The organism is Serratia sp. AR11 (assembly GCF_056376275.1).
This window is the reverse complement of record NZ_CM150739.1, coordinates 2,521,565-2,538,755: the sequence shown is the minus strand read 5'-3', so window position 1 is coordinate 2,538,755 and position 17,191 is coordinate 2,521,565. Positions and strand designations below refer to the sequence as shown.

General features: G+C 55.3%; 20 protein-coding genes. 15 read left to right on the top strand and 5 right to left on the bottom strand.

Translation table 11 applies throughout. The annotated features are described in order from the left end of the window. Positions 1-31 precede the first annotated feature (31 nt). Complete coding sequence (locus ACSOSI_RS12125; RefSeq protein WP_012144969.1) at positions 32-925, bottom strand: helix-turn-helix domain-containing protein; 894 nt, start codon at positions 923-925, stop codon at positions 32-34. Positions 926-1,306: 381 nt separating this feature from the next. Between ACSOSI_RS12125 and rsxD the strand changes: the two genes are divergently transcribed. The 6 genes from rsxD to dtpA all read left to right on the top strand — a co-directional run bounded on the left by rsxD (position 1,307) and on the right by dtpA (position 6,489). After that, complete coding sequence (gene rsxD / locus ACSOSI_RS12120) at positions 1,307-2,392, top strand: electron transport complex subunit RsxD (protein WP_476707152.1); 1,086 nt, start codon at positions 1,307-1,309, stop codon at positions 2,390-2,392. Between the two features lie 9 nt (positions 2,393-2,401). Next, positions 2,402-3,031, top strand: coding sequence for an electron transport complex subunit RsxG (gene rsxG, locus ACSOSI_RS12115; protein WP_476707269.1), 630 nt, complete (start codon positions 2,402-2,404; stop codon positions 3,029-3,031). Beyond that, positions 3,028-3,726, top strand: a complete 699-nt coding sequence (locus tag ACSOSI_RS12110) for an electron transport complex subunit E (protein WP_012144966.1) — start codon at positions 3,028-3,030, stop codon at positions 3,724-3,726. The genes rsxG and ACSOSI_RS12110 overlap by 4 nt, the downstream gene beginning before the upstream one ends. Continuing rightward, on the top strand, positions 3,726-4,367 hold the full coding sequence (gene nth, locus ACSOSI_RS12105; RefSeq protein WP_012144965.1) for an endonuclease III: 642 nt from the start codon (positions 3,726-3,728) through the stop codon (positions 4,365-4,367). The genes ACSOSI_RS12110 and nth overlap by 1 nt, the downstream gene beginning before the upstream one ends. Positions 4,368-4,372: 5 nt before the next feature. After that, positions 4,373-4,744 (top strand): hypothetical protein, encoded by a 372-nt coding sequence (locus ACSOSI_RS12100; protein ID WP_375190044.1) that lies wholly within the window; start codon positions 4,373-4,375, stop codon positions 4,742-4,744. Between the two features lie 224 nt (positions 4,745-4,968). After that, on the top strand, positions 4,969-6,489 hold the full coding sequence (gene dtpA, locus ACSOSI_RS12095) for a dipeptide/tripeptide permease DtpA (protein ID WP_012144964.1): 1,521 nt from the start codon (positions 4,969-4,971) through the stop codon (positions 6,487-6,489). A gap of 69 nt (positions 6,490-6,558) precedes the next feature. Here the strand turns inward: dtpA and ACSOSI_RS12090 are convergent, their stop codons facing one another. Together ACSOSI_RS12090 and ACSOSI_RS12085 are read right to left on the bottom strand one after the other, a co-directional pair. Then, complete coding sequence (locus ACSOSI_RS12090) at positions 6,559-8,649, bottom strand: prolyl oligopeptidase family serine peptidase (protein ID WP_476707151.1); 2,091 nt, start codon at positions 8,647-8,649, stop codon at positions 6,559-6,561. A 164-nt stretch (positions 8,650-8,813) separates the two neighbouring features. Beyond that, positions 8,814-9,377, bottom strand: a complete 564-nt coding sequence (locus tag ACSOSI_RS12085; RefSeq protein ID WP_012144962.1) for a helix-turn-helix domain-containing protein — start codon at positions 9,375-9,377, stop codon at positions 8,814-8,816. 113 nt (positions 9,378-9,490) lie between these two features. Between ACSOSI_RS12085 and ACSOSI_RS12080 the strand changes: the two genes are divergently transcribed. From ACSOSI_RS12080 to ACSOSI_RS12070, 3 genes are all read left to right on the top strand, one after another. After that, complete coding sequence (locus ACSOSI_RS12080; RefSeq protein WP_476707150.1) at positions 9,491-10,684, top strand: benzoate/H(+) symporter BenE family transporter; 1,194 nt, start codon at positions 9,491-9,493, stop codon at positions 10,682-10,684. A gap of 117 nt (positions 10,685-10,801) precedes the next feature. After that, positions 10,802-11,281 carry an MEKHLA domain-containing protein gene (locus ACSOSI_RS12075; RefSeq protein WP_476707149.1) on the top strand — a complete coding sequence of 160 codons (480 nt, stop codon included), beginning with the start codon at positions 10,802-10,804 and terminating at the stop codon, positions 11,279-11,281. A 47-nt stretch (positions 11,282-11,328) separates the two neighbouring features. Next, complete coding sequence (locus ACSOSI_RS12070) at positions 11,329-11,829, top strand: cupin domain-containing protein (RefSeq protein WP_012144959.1); 501 nt, start codon at positions 11,329-11,331, stop codon at positions 11,827-11,829. On the opposite strand, the gene ACSOSI_RS12065 is transcribed toward ACSOSI_RS12070, so the two are convergent. Beyond that, positions 11,794-12,648 carry an aminoglycoside phosphotransferase family protein gene (locus ACSOSI_RS12065; RefSeq protein ID WP_261129118.1) on the bottom strand — a complete coding sequence of 285 codons (855 nt, stop codon included), beginning with the start codon at positions 12,646-12,648 and terminating at the stop codon, positions 11,794-11,796. The two genes, ACSOSI_RS12070 and ACSOSI_RS12065, sit on opposite strands and share 36 nt — an antisense overlap. A 142-nt stretch (positions 12,649-12,790) precedes the next feature. On the opposite strand from ACSOSI_RS12065, the gene ACSOSI_RS12060 reads away from it, so the two are divergent. Both ACSOSI_RS12060 and ACSOSI_RS12055 read left to right on the top strand, forming a co-directional pair. Further along, the gene (locus tag ACSOSI_RS12060; RefSeq protein ID WP_017892687.1) at positions 12,791-13,168 is read left to right on the top strand and encodes a RidA family protein; all 378 of its coding nucleotides are present in this window, start codon (positions 12,791-12,793) and stop codon (positions 13,166-13,168) included. 111 nt (positions 13,169-13,279) lie between these two features. Beyond that, positions 13,280-13,549 (top strand): hypothetical protein, encoded by a 270-nt coding sequence (locus tag ACSOSI_RS12055; protein ID WP_026142356.1) that lies wholly within the window; start codon positions 13,280-13,282, stop codon positions 13,547-13,549. Here the strand turns inward: ACSOSI_RS12055 and ACSOSI_RS12050 are convergent. Continuing rightward, on the bottom strand, positions 13,546-13,941 hold the full coding sequence (locus ACSOSI_RS12050) for a nuclear transport factor 2 family protein (protein WP_012144956.1): 396 nt from the start codon (positions 13,939-13,941) through the stop codon (positions 13,546-13,548). The two genes, ACSOSI_RS12055 and ACSOSI_RS12050, sit on opposite strands and share 4 nt — an antisense overlap. Before the next feature lie 233 nt (positions 13,942-14,174). Here ACSOSI_RS12050 and ACSOSI_RS12045 point away from each other — a divergent pair, with 233 nt between their 5' ends. The 4 genes from ACSOSI_RS12045 to gstA all read left to right on the top strand — a co-directional run bounded on the left by ACSOSI_RS12045 (position 14,175) and on the right by gstA (position 17,179). Continuing rightward, positions 14,175-14,840: an HD domain-containing protein gene (locus ACSOSI_RS12045; RefSeq protein WP_012144955.1), complete on the top strand. Its 666-nt coding sequence runs from the start codon at positions 14,175-14,177 to the stop codon at positions 14,838-14,840. 102 nt (positions 14,841-14,942) lie between these two features. Then, positions 14,943-15,209: a YjbD family protein gene (locus tag ACSOSI_RS12040; protein WP_012144954.1), complete on the top strand. Its 267-nt coding sequence runs from the start codon at positions 14,943-14,945 to the stop codon at positions 15,207-15,209. A gap of 387 nt (positions 15,210-15,596) precedes the next feature. Further along, positions 15,597-16,481 (top strand): 4-hydroxy-tetrahydrodipicolinate synthase, encoded by an 885-nt coding sequence (gene dapA / locus ACSOSI_RS12035; protein WP_476707148.1) that lies wholly within the window; start codon positions 15,597-15,599, stop codon positions 16,479-16,481. Between the two features lie 92 nt (positions 16,482-16,573). Further along, complete coding sequence (gene gstA / locus ACSOSI_RS12030; protein WP_261098596.1) at positions 16,574-17,179, top strand: glutathione transferase GstA; 606 nt, start codon at positions 16,574-16,576, stop codon at positions 17,177-17,179. Positions 17,180-17,191: the final 12 nt, after the last annotated feature.

Below are 17,191 nucleotides of genomic sequence, written 5' to 3'. Positions count from 1 at the left end.
GAGAGGTGCCTTGCAGGGCGCAAGGCACTTTTTAATCGATAGAAATCAGATAGGTATAATCAACGTCAATCTGGCGCATCTTGGAATCCAGACTCCTCGCCTTAGTTTGAATAATCTCCATCTCCACGCTGCCCTTCACCTCATGGCGCAATCCTGGCATCACGTGGGTAATCAGATAAGCGAAGAATTTTGTACACTCCATGGCGCTTCCCTGATGGTTGATAGAGATATATTCGCGGCCGACAATAGGGATGGTGTCGATATGGTGGCCCGACAAAATATCCTGTTTGTTCTCAGGATCCACCGCCATGATGTGGGTAGCCGAATATTGACTGTCATCCGTGCTGCGGACGGAATGGATGCTGTACACCCGATGGCAGTCCACACTCAGGCCACGGAAGAAGTCGGTAAAAATCTCGTCCTTCATCGCCATGCAGGACGAATGTTCGATCTCCGTTTCCGAAGAGAAATCCAACTGCCGCGAGAACCCCACCAGTTGCATGTTCGGCAGCGTCAGGCGCTTCACCTCCGGGTAAAAATCGGCCGCAAAATCGGCGTCGAAACTAAAACGCGGCATCAGGTTCTTCACGTCCCAATGTTCCATCGAGCGGTAACGATTGGGGGTGGTTTCGAAGCGCTGTTTGAACATACGGGTAAAGGTTTGCTGCGAGTCGAAGCCCAGTTCGTCTGATATATCGATGATGGAACGGTGGGTAATGCGTAACGCCACCGCAGCGCGCGTCAGAATGCGTGAACGGATATAGGTGGCGAGTTGAATGCCGGTGATGCGTTTGAACTTGCGTTGCAGATGCCATTTGGAATAGCCGGAAATGCGCGCGACTTCGTCCAGGTTTGGCCGTTTCTCCAGATGTATCTCAACCCACTCAATTAACTCTTCAATAAAAAATACATCTTCATTTGTCATTAATTTACATTCACTAACTCAATAATACTCGGGATAATAACCCACATAGATTATGTAAAAGTTGTTATTTTGTGCGAAAAAACGAACCAAAAAAAACCATATCAATCCAGAGGTTATTGCCTGCCACCGGCCATAAATACCGGCAGTTTCGATCTTGCACTACCAATCTAGCCCGATTATATAACCAACAAAAATCCGATCGCGCCATAGGTCGGAGAAATTTAGGATTACATCCAGTGCTAAAAGGCTAATAGCCCTACAATTAAGACGTATTACCCTCCGGGTGATTCAGGTAGAATGCAGCGCTATAATTTTTCCTGCGTCTCCGCTGAGAGGCGCGTTGAACCTGCCGATGTCCGGCAAAGATAGGTGTAGTTCTCTATGAAGTTCAGGCCGGTACAACCCACAGCCAGCAAAGGCTTGCACATCGCCAGTTCCCCCTTCACCCATAACCAGCAAAGCACCAGCCGTATGATGCTGTGGGTGATGTTGGCCTGCATTCCCGGTATCGCTGCGCAGGTATGGTTTTTTGGCTATGGCACGCTGGTCCAGACCGCACTGGCGATGATCGTCGCCCTGCTGGCGGAAGGGATCATCCTTTCTCTGCGCAAATTGCCGGTGCGCACCCGGCTGGCGGATAACTCGGCCCTGCTGACCGCCCTGTTGCTGGGCATCAGTCTGCCGCCATTGGCCCCCTGGTGGATGATTGTCATCGGCACCTTCTTCGCCATCGTTATTGCCAAACAGCTGTATGGCGGCCTCGGGCAGAATCCGTTCAATCCGGCCATGGTCGGTTATGTGGTGTTGCTGATCGCCTTCCCGGTTCAGATGACCAGTTGGTTACCGCCGGATGAACTGCGGGCTACCGCGCTGTCGTTCCAGGATACCCTGTTGGCTATTTTCAGCGGCCACACGACGCAGGGCGCCACCATCCATGAACTGCAAATGGGTATTGACGGCATCAGCCAGGCCACCCCGCTCGACGGTTTCAAAACCGGCCTGCGCAGCGGTCATAGCGTTGAGCAGGTGCTGCAACAGCCGCTGTTCGGTGGCGCATTGGCCGGTATCGGCTGGCAATGGGTTAATCTCGGTTTCCTGGCCGGTGGCCTGTTTATGCTGGGTCGTCGTCTGATCCACTGGCAGATCCCCTTCAGCATGCTGGCGGCCATCGCCCTGTGTTCCGGTTTGGCCTGGTGGCTTGACCCGGCGCAGCAGGCCTCGCCGCTGATCCACCTGTTCTCCGGTGCCAGCATGCTGGGCGCATTCTTTATTGCTACCGACCCGGTCAGTGCCTCCACCACGCCGAAAGGCCGCCTGATTTACGGCGCATTGGTGGGCGTGCTGGTGTGGCTAATTCGCGTTTACGGCGGTTATCCGGACGGCGTAGCCTTTGCGGTGTTGCTGGCCAACATTACCGTCCCACTGATCGACCACTACACGCAGCCGCGCGTGTACGGTCACCGCTAAGGAGCCATGATGCTAAATTCAATGAAAAAGCATGGCACCACGTTGGCGGTGTTTGCCGCTGTGACCACCGGCCTGACTGCGGTGGTCCATAGCCTGACGCAGAACACCATCGCTCACCAGGCCGCACTGCAGCAAAAAGCGCTGCTTGATCAGGTGGTGCCGCCAGAACATTACGACAACAATATGCAGACCGAGTGTTTCCTGGTCAGCAACCCGGCGTTGGGCAACGATGCGCCACATCGCCTGTATCTGGCGCGTAAAAATGGCCAACCCACCGCCGCTGCACTGGAAACCACCGCGCCGGACGGTTATTCCGGCGCCATTCAATTGCTGGTCGGTGCCGATTTCAACGGTACCGTGCTGGGTACCCGGGTGGTGGCACACCATGAAACCCCTGGCCTCGGCGATAAAATCGAACTGCGTATATCGAACTGGATCTCGTTTTTCAGCGGTAAAAAGATTGACGGCCCGGACGATAAACGTTGGGCTGTGAAGAAAGACGGCGGTATGTTCGATCAGTTCACCGGCGCCACCATCACGCCGCGTGCGGTGGTCAATGCCGTTCGACGCACGGCGTTGTATATGGAAACGCTGCCGCCTAAACTTGATAGCTTACCTGCCTGTGGAGCCAGCGAATGAGTGAAGCCAAAGATCTGATTGTCCAGGGGCTGTGGAAGAACAACTCCGCGCTGGTGCAATTGCTGGGGATGTGCCCGCTGCTGGCCGTGACCTCTACCGTCACCAACGCCCTCGGGCTGGGGCTGGCGACCACGCTGGTGTTGATATTGACCAACACCTCGATATCCGCAGTACGCCGCTGGGTACCGAATGAAGTCCGTATCCCGATTTACGTAATGATCATCGCTGCGGCGGTGAGCATTGTGCAAATGCTGATCAACGCCTATGCCTTCGGCCTGTACCAGTCGTTGGGGATCTTTATCCCGCTGATCGTCACCAACTGTATCGTGGTTGGCCGCGCCGAAGCGGTAGCCTCTAAAAAACCGGTCGGTCTGTCCGCACTGGACGGCCTGGCGATTGGTCTGGGGGCTACCGGCGTGATGGTGACGCTGGGTGCGATGCGTGAGCTGCTGGGTAACGGTACCCTGTTCGACGGCGCCGATATGCTGCTGGGCAGTTGGGCCAAGGTACTGCGGATTGAGGTGGTTCACTTCGACAGCCCGTTCCTGCTGGCGATGCTGCCACCGGGGGCCTTCATTGGTCTGGGCCTGTTGTTGGCGGTAAAATACCTGATTGACGAAAAAATGAAGGCGCGCACGGCCAAGGCATTATTGGCCGAACCGGCGCAGGGACAAGGACAGGCAGAAAAAGCGTAATGAATAAACAGAAACGGCTGGAAATTCTTACCCGACTACGCGACAACGATCCGCATCCGACCACCGAGCTGGTGTACACCACGCCGTTTGAGCTGCTGATTGCCGTGCTGCTGTCCGCTCAGGCGACCGACGTCAGCGTCAACAAGGCTACCGCCAAGCTTTATCCGGTGGCCAATACGCCGGCCGCCATGCTGGCTCTGGGCGTCGACGGCGTTAAAGGCTACATCAAGACCATCGGCCTGTTTAACAGTAAGGCCGAAAACGTGATCAAAACCTGCCGCATGCTGCTGGAGTTGCACGCAGGTGAGGTGCCGGAAGACCGTGCGGCGCTGGAGGCCTTGCCCGGCGTCGGTCGCAAGACCGCCAACGTGGTGCTTAATACCGCCTTTGGCTGGCCGACCATTGCCGTCGATACCCATATCTTCCGCGTTTGTAACCGCACTAATTTCGCGCCGGGCAAAAATGTCGATCTGGTTGAAGAGAAGTTGCTGAAGGTCGTACCGGCAGAATTCAAGGTTGATTGCCACCACTGGTTTATCCTGCACGGGCGCTATACCTGCATCGCACGAAAACCCCGCTGCGGCTCCTGCATGATTGAAGACCTGTGCGAGTTTAAAGAGAAAGTTTATCCCGACGCCTGATTGCTATGGGCGCAACCTGGCGCCCCTCTATCAGCCCCGCCACTGACCTATTTTTTATCGGAAATGTGATATCAAGCAGCAGTAACCTTGGTGTTCTCGCGGATTTTAGTGAAAAACTCACTTCCCGCTTATTTTCAAGCGGAAAATTAGTCAAATATTGCGGCAAGTCTCACGTTTTGACGATCACATTGTCGTCACAACCGCCAGTGCTGTTTTCTCAAATTTCTATAATTTTACAAAACCCGCCATATGCACAACATTCCAATGGATTATTCACCCCACCTATTGATATGAACCATAAAAAGCCGATGCAGCAGAATATATCCCTGTTTGAATTCCGTATAGCTTTTAATCAAAACAAAAACTCGGCAAAGTAAATAAAGTCGAAAGTTAATGCTGCATAACATTTGCAACATGGTCGTTTCACTTCGCGAGCGTTATATGTAACAGGATATGACAAACGTATTGCCTCGTTGACAAAGATAGTGAACATTAACCGCCGTCATCCCATCCTATAACAACGCAGAAGGATGCAGTCCTGCATCACCTTTTGCAATTTCCCGTCTTTCTGAGTCGGGGCAGTGAAAAATCAGAGGTACCAGTGTCAACAGCAAACAACAACAGCGAACACCCTGAAAGCGTTAGTCTCAATGCCTTCAAACAGCCCAAGGCGTTTTACCTGATCTTCTCTATTGAGCTCTGGGAACGTTTTGGTTATTACGGTCTGCAAGGCATCATGGCGGTTTATCTGGTCAAGATGCTGGGCCTGAGCGAAGCCGACTCGATCACCCTGTTCTCCTCCTTCAGCGCGCTGGTGTATGGTTTTGTCGCCATCGGTGGCTGGCTTGGGGATAAAGTACTGGGCTCCAAGCGCGTGATCGTGCTGGGTGCGCTGGTACTGGCCGTCGGCTATGCCATGGTGGCCTACTCCGGCCATGAGATCTTCTGGGTATACCTGGGTATGGCGACCATCGCCGTGGGCAGTGGCCTGTTCAAGGCTAACCCGTCCTCCCTGCTGTCCACCTGCTACGAGAAAGACGATCCGCGTTTGGACGGTGCATTCACCATGTACTATATGTCCGTCAATATCGGTTCTTTCCTGTCCATGCTGGCCACGCCGTGGTTGGCGGCCAAATATGGCTGGAGCGTCGCGTTCTCTCTGAGCGTCGTCGGCATGCTGATCACCCTGGTCAACTTTATGGTGTGTCACAAGTGGGTGAAACAACACGGTTCCAAGCCTGACTTTAAACCGCTGCAGGTTAAAAAACTGCTGATGGTGCTGGTGGGCGTGGTGGCGCTGGTCGCACTTTCAAGCTGGCTGCTGCATAACCAGATCATTGCTCGCTGGGCGCTGGCGATTGTTTCCATCGGTATCGTGATTGTGTTCGCCAAAGAAACCTTCGCGTTGCACGGCGCGGCACGTCGCAAGATGATCGTTGCCTTCCTGTTGATGCTGGAAGCCGTCGTGTTCTTCGTGCTGTACAGCCAGATGCCAACCTCGTTGAACTTCTTCGCCATCCACAACGTTGAGCACAACATTCTCGGTCTGGCGTTTGAACCCGAACAGTATCAGGCACTGAACCCGTTCTGGATCATGCTGGCCAGCCCGATTCTGGCGGCGCTGTATAACAAGATGGGCGACCGTCTGCCGATGCCGCACAAGTTCGCCTTCGGTATGATCCTGTGCTCCGGCGCCTTCCTGGTGTTGCCGTGGGGCGCCAGCTTCGCCAATGAGCAGGGTATCGTTTCGGTGAACTGGCTGATCCTGAGCTATGCGCTGCAGAGTATCGGCGAACTGATGATCTCCGGCCTGGGCCTGGCGATGGTCGCGCAGTTGGTACCACAACGTCTGATGGGCTTTATCATGGGTTCCTGGTTCCTGACCACCGCCGCCGCCGCGCTGATTGCAGGTAAAGTGGCAGGTCTGACCGCCGTGCCTGGCGACGTCAACGATGCGCACGCTTCACTGGCTATCTACAGCCACGTGTTTATGCAAATCGGTATCGCTACCGCCGTGATCGCCATCCTGATGATGCTGACCGCGCCGAAGCTGCATCGCATGACGCTGGACACCGCAGAAGATACCGAGAAGAAAGCTCAGGCGGCCGCTATCACCAACTGATTGCTGACAACGGATTCAGACAGGTAAAAGAAAGCCGGGGCATTAATTTGCCCCGGCTTTTTTATGTCATCAGGCTGTGGATTTTGCGCTCAAATTGTCCCACATAAACTCACTGACCAGTGCACCGTGGAATGCGGCCTGTTTCTTGTCCGCCGCGGCACTGTGCCCGCCTTCGGTATTCTCATAGAAATAGGCCTGCGGATACCCCATCTGCTGCATGCGTGCCGCCATTTTACGGGCATGCGACGGGTTGACCCGATCGTCACTGGTGGCGGTGTAAAACAGCACCGGCGGGTAGGACACTCCGGCTTTGATATTGTGATACGGCGAGAAGGTTTTGATGTAGGCCCATTCTTGCGCCTTGCTCGGGTCGCCATATTCGGCAATCCAGGAGGCACCGGCGGAAAGCTGGGTATAGCGCTGCATATCCAGCAACGGCACTTCACAGACGATGCAGCCGAAAAGTTGCGGGTACAGCGTCAGCATATTGCCCACCAGCAAGCCACCGTTACTGCCACCCCGTGCGCCCAGATGTTGTGACGATGTCACTTTTCGTGCGATCAAATCTTCAGCCACGGCGGCAAAGTCCTCATAAGCGCGATGCCGGTTTTGCTTTAACGCCGCCTGATGCCAGGCCGGGCCATACTCGCCACCGCCACGAATATTCGCCACCACATACACCCCACCGCGTTCCAGCCAGGCCGGGGCCTTAGCTCCCATGTACCCCGGCAAGAGCGACACTTCAAAGCCGCCATAGCCATACAGCAAGGTTGGGTTACTGCCGTCAAGCTTGATGCCCTTGGCTGAAATTTGGAAATACGGTACGCGCGTGCCGTCTTTAGACTCGGTGAAATGCTGGCTGACCTGATAACCGCTGGCATCAAAGTCCTGCGGCCCCTGCTTGAGCAGTTCTGCCTCACCGCCGTCGAGATTGCCCAGATACAGCGAAGTCGGTTGCAGGAATCCGCTGATCGTCAGGAAATAGTCGTTGGTTTCGTCATCGACCCCACCGGCGGAAATAGTGCTGATCGCCCCTGGCTTGCCCAGCGGCTTGCGCTGCCAGGTTTTGCCCTGCGGTGTCAGGACTTCCAATCGGTTGACCACATTGTCCATGATGCTGAGGATCAGGTGGTCGCGAGTACCACTGTAACCGCTCAGCGCCGCCTGCGCGGTCGGGGCAAATAACACCGTTAGCTCACGTTTGCCCGCCAGATAATCATCAAAATGGGCCGCCAGCAGTGAGCCTGAAGGATAGCGCACTCCGCCCACTTCCCAATCACTGCTCGGTTTAATCAATATCCACTCGCGGTGCGTGCTGAACTCGGCATCGGCGGGGATATCGATTTTGACCTGTTGATCTTGCGCGGTCAGCAGATAGGTTTCACGGCGGTAGAAGTCCAGACTGCGGCCCACGTAGTTGCGTTCAAACCCCGGCGTCTGGTCGTGATAAGCAAACACCGTCATATCCTGCGCTTGCGCTTCATACAAGGTCTGGGCGGCGCTCAGTGGCGTACCCCGCCGCCAGCGTTTGGCAATACGCGCATAGCCGGACTGAGTCATTGAGCCTGCACCGAAATCAGTGGCGATAAACAGCGTGTCTTTATCAATCCATGAGGCCTGGCTTTTCGCTACCGGCAGCACAAAGCCGTCTTTGACAAACTCTTTGTTAACCAGATCAAACTCACGGATTTCGGTAGCGTCACCGCCGTCCGGCGACAGTTCCAGCAGGCAATAGCGATACTCCGGCGCTAACGACTGCGAGCCGTGGAATACCCAATCTTTGCCCTCGGCCTTGCCTAACGCATCGATATCCAGCACCGTTTCCCAGGCTGGCTTGGCCTTGCGATACTCTTGCAGCGTAGTGCGTCGCCATAAGCCACGCGGATTGGTTTGATCCTGCCAGAAGTTGTAATAGTAATCGCCGCGCTTGGCGACCCACGGAATTTGGCTCTCTTTATTGAGAATATCCAGCACCTGTTTTTCCACCCGTTGGAAGCCTTCACCCTGGGCGAAACGCGCGGTGGTACGCTGGTTTTCCTGTTTAATCCACGCCTGTACGGCCTTGCCCTGCAGCTGTTCCAGCCATAAAAATTCATCGGTTGTTCCGGCGCCATTTTCTGCCGCCATCGCCAGGCGGATACTGCTCGGTAATGAAGTCATCGCGAATACGGCTCCTGCGGTTTGTGCGCCGAGTTTAAGAAACTGACGTCGGTTGCGGTGGGTAATAGGCAAACTCAAGCTCCCTTTGATGGTTAATAATAATCATTTTCAATAAACTAGGCGTTTGGCGAAGCCGAGTCAAAGCCTGCGCCCATGCCGTTGAGTCAAAATTTAGGATAATGGATAAGATCGTGAATGCGCACCGTCTGTTGACTGTCATTGCGATAGGCATGTGGCCTGTCGGCCTGAAAGCGCATCGCCTCACCGCAGGTCAAGTGGTGCCATTGGCCGTCAACCGCCAGTTCCAGTTCACCGCTGATGACAATCACGTGCTCAATCACTCCGGCCTCGTGGGCCGAAGATTCGCTGAGCGCACCTGGCGCCAGATCGATAACGAACATGTCAAAACCCAGCTGCCTGTCGAATGGAAACAGCGGCACCACCCGCATATCGGCGTTGCCTTGATTGAACACCGGAGCATCGCCGTAGCGATGTAACGTGGCTTGCTGTTGCAGCGGCGAGATCTCCAGAAAGGCGGAAAAAGCCACGTTAAAGCCGGTGGCGATTTTCCATAAGGTTGCCACCGTCGGGCTCGATTCCCCCCGTTCGATCTGCCCCAGCATCGCCTTGCTGACGCCGGTGTTTTCAGCCGCCTGCGCCAAACTCCAGCCGCGCTGGCTGCGTAGAGAACGAAGCGTTTGGGCCAAATGGCCAGACAGTTCCTGCATGTTTTTCTCCCCTGATATTGCGGCTGATTATAGCCACTTGTGCGCTATAACGCACGGTGCTATGCTCGTCGCTTATCGTGCGTTATAACGCACAACCTTTGCCGGAGTTGACCATGCGCCCTGCCATCTCTCTGCGTCATCTGTCTCTGCCTGCCGTTATGGCCGGGTTTGTTGCGGTATTGGTCGGCTACACCAGTTCGGCGGCCATTATCTTCCAGGCGGCTGCGGCTGCCGGTGCTACCCCCTTGCAGATCGGCGGCTGGCTGAGCATGCTGGGACTGGGGATGGGCATTACCTCGCTCGGGCTTTCGCTGTATTACCGCACGCCGATCCTGACCGCCTGGTCGACCCCCGGCGCAGCGCTGCTGGTCACCAGCCTGCCCGGCACGCCGATTAACGAAGCGATTGGCGTATTTATCTTTGCCTCAGGGCTGATCCTGCTGTGCGGCGTAACCGGACTGTTCGCCCGGCTGATGGATTATATTCCGCAGGCTATTTCGGCGGCGATGTTGGCGGGGATTTTGCTGCGCTTTGGCCTGGATGCCTTTGCCTCGCTACAGGTCAATTTCGCACTCAGCGCCGGAATGGGGCTAGTGTATCTGGTGACGCGGCGTTATCTGCCGCGTTATGCCATTGTACTGACGCTGCTGACCGGGCTGGCGATTGCGGCGCTGCAGGGCAACATTCATCTTTCACCACAACCGCTGGCATTCGCCATGCCGGAATTTATTACGCCGCATTTTAGCTGGTCGACACTGCTGGGGATTGGCGTGCCGTTCTTCGTGGTCACCATGGCGTCACAAAATGCCCCCGGTATTGCCACGCTAAAGGCGGCCGGCTACAGCGTGCCCACTTCGCCACTGATTAGCTGGACCGCGTTGACCGCGCTGCTGCTGGCCCCCTTTGGTGGATTCTCGGTGTGTATTGCCGCCATTACTGCCGCCATTTGTATGGGGCCAGACGTACACCCCAATCCACAGCGCCGCTATATGGCTGCCGTCGCCGCCGGGGTGTTTTATCTGTTGGCCGGCCTGTTTGGCGGCGTTATCAGTATGTTGTTCAGCGCGTTGCCCGTGGCCCTGATCCATACCATTGCCGGGCTGGCCCTGCTGGGCACCATCGCCGGCAGTTTGCAACGCGCGCTGCAGGATGAAAAGCAACGCGACGCCGCACTGATCGCCTTTTTGATCACTGCATCCGGCGTGACGCTGCTCGACGTCGGCTCGGCATTTTGGGGGATTATTGGCGGCGCAATCGCCCATATCATCCTGTCGTTACCGCAACGCGCCAGCCGTTCAGGGGACTAACCAGCAAGTTGGGCTATAAATCGATCCCATCCGGCAATTTCTCCCCCCTTTGGCGATCTTCTGCTTAACTGAGAGAGGGACGAATGTTGCCCTCCAGGGATCGTTAAGGGAGTTTCTATGCCATCTTCAGCGCAGATTGACCTGATTCAACGGATAGACGCCGCATACCGCCACTGGACAGGTGACGGATTGCCCGGCCCACAGGCCGCAGTCGGCGAACGCTTGACCTGGCTGCATCAACAGGCACCCTACAGCCTGCTGGCCCACACCGGCGGCGGCGATCCGGTGTTTATTTATGCCAATCACTGCGCACAACAATGCTTTGGCTATTCCTTTGATGAGTTTATCGCGCTGCCTTCCCGGTTAAGCGCTTCTCCGGCAGACCGCGCGGAGCGTCAGCAATTGCTGGACAAGGTCACTGAGCAAGGTATTGCACAGGGATATCGCGGACTGCGGGTCGATAAATTCGGCGACACCTTCACCATTTATGACTGCGAGGTGTGGCAGATCCCAGACGGAGGCCAGGCCGCACTGTTCTGGCCACAGCCGAAACGCCGACCGGGCTGGTATGGCCAGCAGGAACATGCAAATCGATAATGACCGGGACGCGCCATTGATTAAGTTACATTGTCACGAGATAACCTATGAATGAGCAAGCCACGCTGTTAGCTCAGCGTTTGATCCGTAATTTCGAACAGGTTGAAAAAACGCACGACGCACGCCCGCCACTGTACGACAGCCTTGGTGCGCGTTTGGGTACCGGCACCGCGGCCGGTAAGCTGGGTGCCTCTATCGACGTAGTGGCACCGGGCATGCGTTCCTGCCCTTATCACTTCCACTATGCGCAGGAAGAAATGTTTATCGTGCTGGAGGGAACCGGTACCTTACGGGTTGCCGGAGAACAACTGCCGATCAAAAGCGGTGACGTGATTTTTATCCCACCGGGGCCGGAATATCCGCATCAGATCATCAATACGTCGCAAGCGCCGTTGAAATACCTTTCCATCAGTACCCGCGAACAGCCTGAACTGGTGGAGTATCCGGACTCAGGCAAGTTCCAGGCGACGGCGCTGCGTGAAGGTAAAGCGGTGCGCTATGTGCAACGCCCCTCAGCCTCGCTCGATTACTGGCAGGATGAACCCTGAGTCCCCTTCCGGTAGCGAAAGCCCCAACGCACGGGCGGCCTGTTCTGCGACGCGAAAATCGATATCCGCCGCCTCGCCGTCTTCCATAAACCAGGCCGCGGACAATCCGGCCCAGGCGAGGATCCACCGCAGCAGCCGCTGGCGATCCAGTCCGGCCAACCGGCAGACCTGCTCGACCCGACAAAGGAAAATCTCGGGATCGGTGGCGATACCGTAGTTGGGATTGCAGAAGATATTGGCGTAATCGAAAGCACGCTCGCCATACAGACGTTTGGGATCGATCGCCAACCAACCGCGCTCAGCGAAGTCCAGCACGTTATCATGATGAATATCGCCGTGCAGCACCGTCTGTTCGCGCGGGCTGGTCAGTAACTCAGCCGCCACGCTGGCACTAAGACGCAACATACCGCCATGCGCCTGCGCCGCCGGCCACAGTGAGTTGAACCACTGGTCCAGGGGAATAAGCTCTGGCAAAGGCTCGGCACGCGGCGCATGCAGGCGGGCAACCACCTGGCACAAAATCGCCGTGGCCTGTCGATCTTCGCCATCACGTACCATCTGCGCCAGCGAGAGGCGGCCTTGCGCACGCTCCAGCAAAATGCCGTCGTCATGCCAGGCCAGCACTCGAGCTGCACCATCGCCCTGCCACCAGCACATCAATAACCCGCCGAACTTCTCTTCCTGTTCACGGGCAATTTTCAACATGGCGGCGGCCCCCTGATAGCGTACCGGTATCAGCAGGCTGCTGTGAGTTTCAAATGCCTGACCGTCGGGCTGCAACTGCCAGCGTTGCATATAGGGAATTAAGGCCTGATTCATTACCCTGAAAGGTCCTTCACAGTTATAAATAAATGTTAGTGATATTATTAAAAAACAATAAATCTCTGCGTACTTCCGATGTTCGTCTCACTATCCTAACCAAGTTTGTATATTTTTTAATTAATCTCTCGGGGTTTTTACCATGACATCATTGAAGCGCATTAATTATCCGCAATTACCGACGCCGGGCGGGCCCTATGTCCATGCTGTGTGCCATGGCAATACGCTGTACATTTCCGGCCTGACGGCATTTGCCACCGAAGCGCAAGGGCAAACCACGCAACAACAGACGCAGGCCATTCTGGAGCAGTTGGCGACCATCACCGCCGACGAGGGAACGAATCTAAAAGCGCTGATTAAAATCACGGTCTTCTTAACCGATATCGGCGATCTGCCGGCCCTGCGGCCGGTACTGTTTGATTATTTTGATGGGGCGCTGCCGGCCTGTTCGCTGGTTGCGGTCAGCGCACTGTTCTCACCGTTGGTCAGCGTGGAGATCGAGGCCGTAGTGGCGTTATGAGATTGGGGCGACAGCACCCGATGAAAACCGAACCGGCGCACGTTTGTCTTTTCCACCATCGGGAAACTTCTGCTAATTTACCACTAAGAAATTTATTACCGACGAGACGTTATGCAGCAAAAGCCGGTTATGCACGAAGCCAGACAGTTAAAGCGCCTCAACGCCGCCACGCGACGGCAATCCCATATGTATAAATGGATTGCCTTTATCGCAGCGACGGACGCCGTGCTGGTGTATTTTTATGACCGGGATATGCGCAACATTACCTTTTCAGGCGCCGTCGCGCTGGTATGCGGCTATTTGTGGATCCGCGATCGCAACAAGGCGCGCGGTTACCGACGGGAGTACGATCGCAAATTTGGCAAACACAGCGGCCTTTAGCCCTGCATGGCCTCCAGCACTTTTGCACTGTCAACAATTTGCACAAACTTGATGATTTTCCCGGCGCGCAGCTGATAAATATGCGCAAAGGATGCGGTAAATGATTTGCCGGTCACGCCATAGGTGCCATGGTAGAAGCCCTGGGCAATCACGTTTTCACCGGCATCATAAAAATGGTCGACATCGGCGCGGTAGCCCTGCCATTCCGTTCCCAGACGTTGATGAACATTTTTGAAGATCGCCTGCGGGCCAATGTAGGTGCCGGCATAAGGAAAACCTGCGGCTTCGGTCCACTCCGCGTCGGGCGCTAGTGCCGCCAACAGGTTACGACCATTCTCTTCGGCACTGCCGCCTTCATAGGTAGCGCGTACAATTTCAAGATTCGTTGGCATGGGGTTTCTCCGATAGCATTAGCAGGATATTCCGGTCACACCCCGCAGACACAGGCTTACACCAAGCGGGAATGACCGGAACAAGGCTATTGTAAGTTGCTTATTCCGGCACAAAAACCGTGATTATGGCAATAGTCTGTTGCAGTACAGTAAACAATCTTTTTACCGCGCCGTCATAACGGTCTCATCGACGGCTGTTATGGTTTTAGGTTTCCCCCCATAAGGAGCATAGCGTGCATTTTTCAACCCTGGCGCAAGCATTGTTGCAGCCGTTTTCACCGCATCAGGAATTGGCCCAGGCCCTGTTGCCACTGACACTCGATTCCGATGATGGCTCACATGACGTGGCTCATTTACACCGGGTGTGGAAAAATACTCGCAATATCAGTCAGCAAGAAGGCGGTGACCGTCGCATTCTCTGTGCGGCCGTGCTGTTACATGACTGCGTGGCGGTGGAAAAAAACTCGCCACAGCGCCACCTGGCTTCACGCCTGGCGGCGGAAAAAGCCACCCTGACGTTGACGCAACTGGGCTGGGAGCCGCAGGACATCGCCAAAACCGCCCATGCTATCGAGGCTCACAGTTTCTCCGCCGCCATTACCCCGGAAACGTTGGAGGCCAAAATTATTCAGGACGCTGACCGCCTGGACGCCATCGGCATGATTGGCGTGGCGCGCTGTTTCTATATTGGCGGGCGCATGCGCAGCGCGCTGTACGACGCTGCCGATCCGCTGGCGCAGCAACGCCAATATGACGATAAGCGTTTTTGTCTGGATCACTTCGAAACCAAACTGTTCAAGCTGCAGGAAGGCTTCCAAACCGCTACCGGCAAGAAAATGGCGCGGGAGCGCACAGACCGCATGCGGCGTTTTCTCAGCGAGTTGCAGGAAGAAATGTGACAGGTTGCTTCACCCTACCCGGCATTTCCGTTACGGCATCGGCATCTTCGGGCCTCTAATTGCTGTACACTGGCTGCCATCTTCACTGACCAGGCTATAACGATGAAAAAACTGACGCTGAAAGACATGACGGAAAGCGAACAACGTGAAGTAAAAACCGAGCTGGACAAGGCACGTAAAAACCTCGGCAGAGCATTAACCAACGCCGAAAATAACAAGATCAAGGACGAAGTGGTGGCGCGAATTACCGCCGCCCGCGCGAAAATTGAAAAAGCTACCCGCGCCGAGCGTAAAGCCAACCGTATTCAACCCACTGGCGAAACTTTCAACTGGACAGCCTCGATCAACAGCACTCGCCGTCCGCGTTAACCCCAGAAAACCCTGCCAAGGCGTAATGCTTGTCAGTTAAGGTGATATTGTTCCCTCTCCTTTGGGAGAGGGTTAGGGTGAGGGGATACATACCAAGGCCAAAGCCCCTCACCCCGGCCCTCTCCCTCTGGAGAGGGGGACGCCCACTTAAACAACGTCGTACATTCTTATTCAGAACGTTGCTTAACTGACCGGCAGTAGGCCAAGGCGGGGTTTTTATTTCCTCCTTTTTATTAGCCAAACTCATCCGTGCCGCTTAATCATGATTAACCCTGTTATCAAGCGGTTGTAAATTGACAGCCTCATGCAGAATATTCATTATCAGCGCATCGTCCCTCGCTTGTTTTCTTATCTGGCTTCTTATTGCTCGTACTGAAGGAACTTATTATGGCCTCATTTTCCGGTATTTGGGTGGCGCTGGTTACCCCATTTAATCATCATGCAGTCGACCTGCCGGCCACCCAGCGGCTGGCTCAGCATCTTATTGCCTCCGGCGTCGATGGACTGGTGGTCTGCGGCACTACCGGTGAGGCGGCCGCGTTAAGCCAGGACGAACAATTGGCGGTGCTCGACGCAGTGCTGGCCGTCACTCCGGCTCATCAGGTGGTGATGGGCCTGTCCGGTAATAACATGGTCGACACTTTGCAAATGCAGCAGGCCATCCACCTGCGTGATATTGCCGGCGTATTGATCCCGGCCCCCTATTATATTCGCCCATCGCAATGCGGCCTGGTGGACTACTTTACCCAGCTTGCCGACGCCTCAAGCGTGCCGGTGATCCTGTATAACATTCCGCAACGCACCGGTATTACTATCGAACTGGCCACCCTGCGTCAGATCGCGCGCCATCCGCGGGTAAAAGCGATTAAGGAATGCAGCGGTAATCCTGACACCATGATGGCGCTGATTAATGACGGTGAAATCGACGTGCTGACCGGTGAGGATAACCTGATCCTGACTACGCTGTGCCTGGGTGGCACCGGTGCAATCTCGGCTTCCGCACACATTCATCCACAGCGCTTTGTACAACTGGTGCAACAGGTCGCAGAAGGCGATTTGATTGCCGCCCGCGCCAACTTCTATGCCCTGCTGCCGATGATCCACCAGATGTTCAGCTTCCCTAACCCGGCGCCGGTAAAAGCCGCACTGGCACAGCAAGGGCTGATCCGCAATGAACTGCGCTCACCAATGCAAGCCGTGCCGCAAGCGTTGCAGCAGCAAATTGCCGCTACCCTGGCGCAGTTGCAACCGCAAGCCGCACTGATAAGTTAAATTTGTCGATTAAGGCGCTGTAATTTTGACGTTATAGGACTAGGATCAGAGGTTAAGCATGCCTGTCACTCATCACTATCAAGGAGCTTTCGATGAAACTGTTCTATAAAGCCGGCGCCTGTTCTCTGTCCCCCCATATTGTATTGCGCGAAGCAGGCCTGGACTTCACCGCAGAAAAGGTCGATCTGGCGCTGAAAAAGACCGAAAGCGGTGCGGACTATCTGACCATCAACCCGAAAGGACAGGTCCCGGCGCTGCTGCTGGATGATGGTAGCCTGCTGACCGAAGGCGTGGCAATTGTGCAATATCTGGCGGATCGCGTGCCGGATCGCGCTCTGATCCCCGCAGCCGGTACCCTGTCGCGTTATCATGCCATTGAATGGCTGAACTATATTGCCACTGAGTTGCACAAGGGGTTCAGTCCGCTGTTTAACCCGAAAACGCCTGAAGAATACAAAACCATCGCGCGGGAAAAACTGGACACGCAGTTCGACTATCTGGATTCGGTGCTGGCGAAGCAGCATTTCCTGTTGGGCAACAAGTTCAGCGTGGCGGATGCCTATTTGTTCACCATTCTGCGCTGGGCCATCGCCCTGCAGTTTGATATCAAAAAGCGCAGCCAGCTTTCGGCCTATTTTGATCGCGTGGCCGCACGACCTGCGGTGGACGCAACGTTGAATGCGGAAGGCTTGAAATAATACTCACGCCCC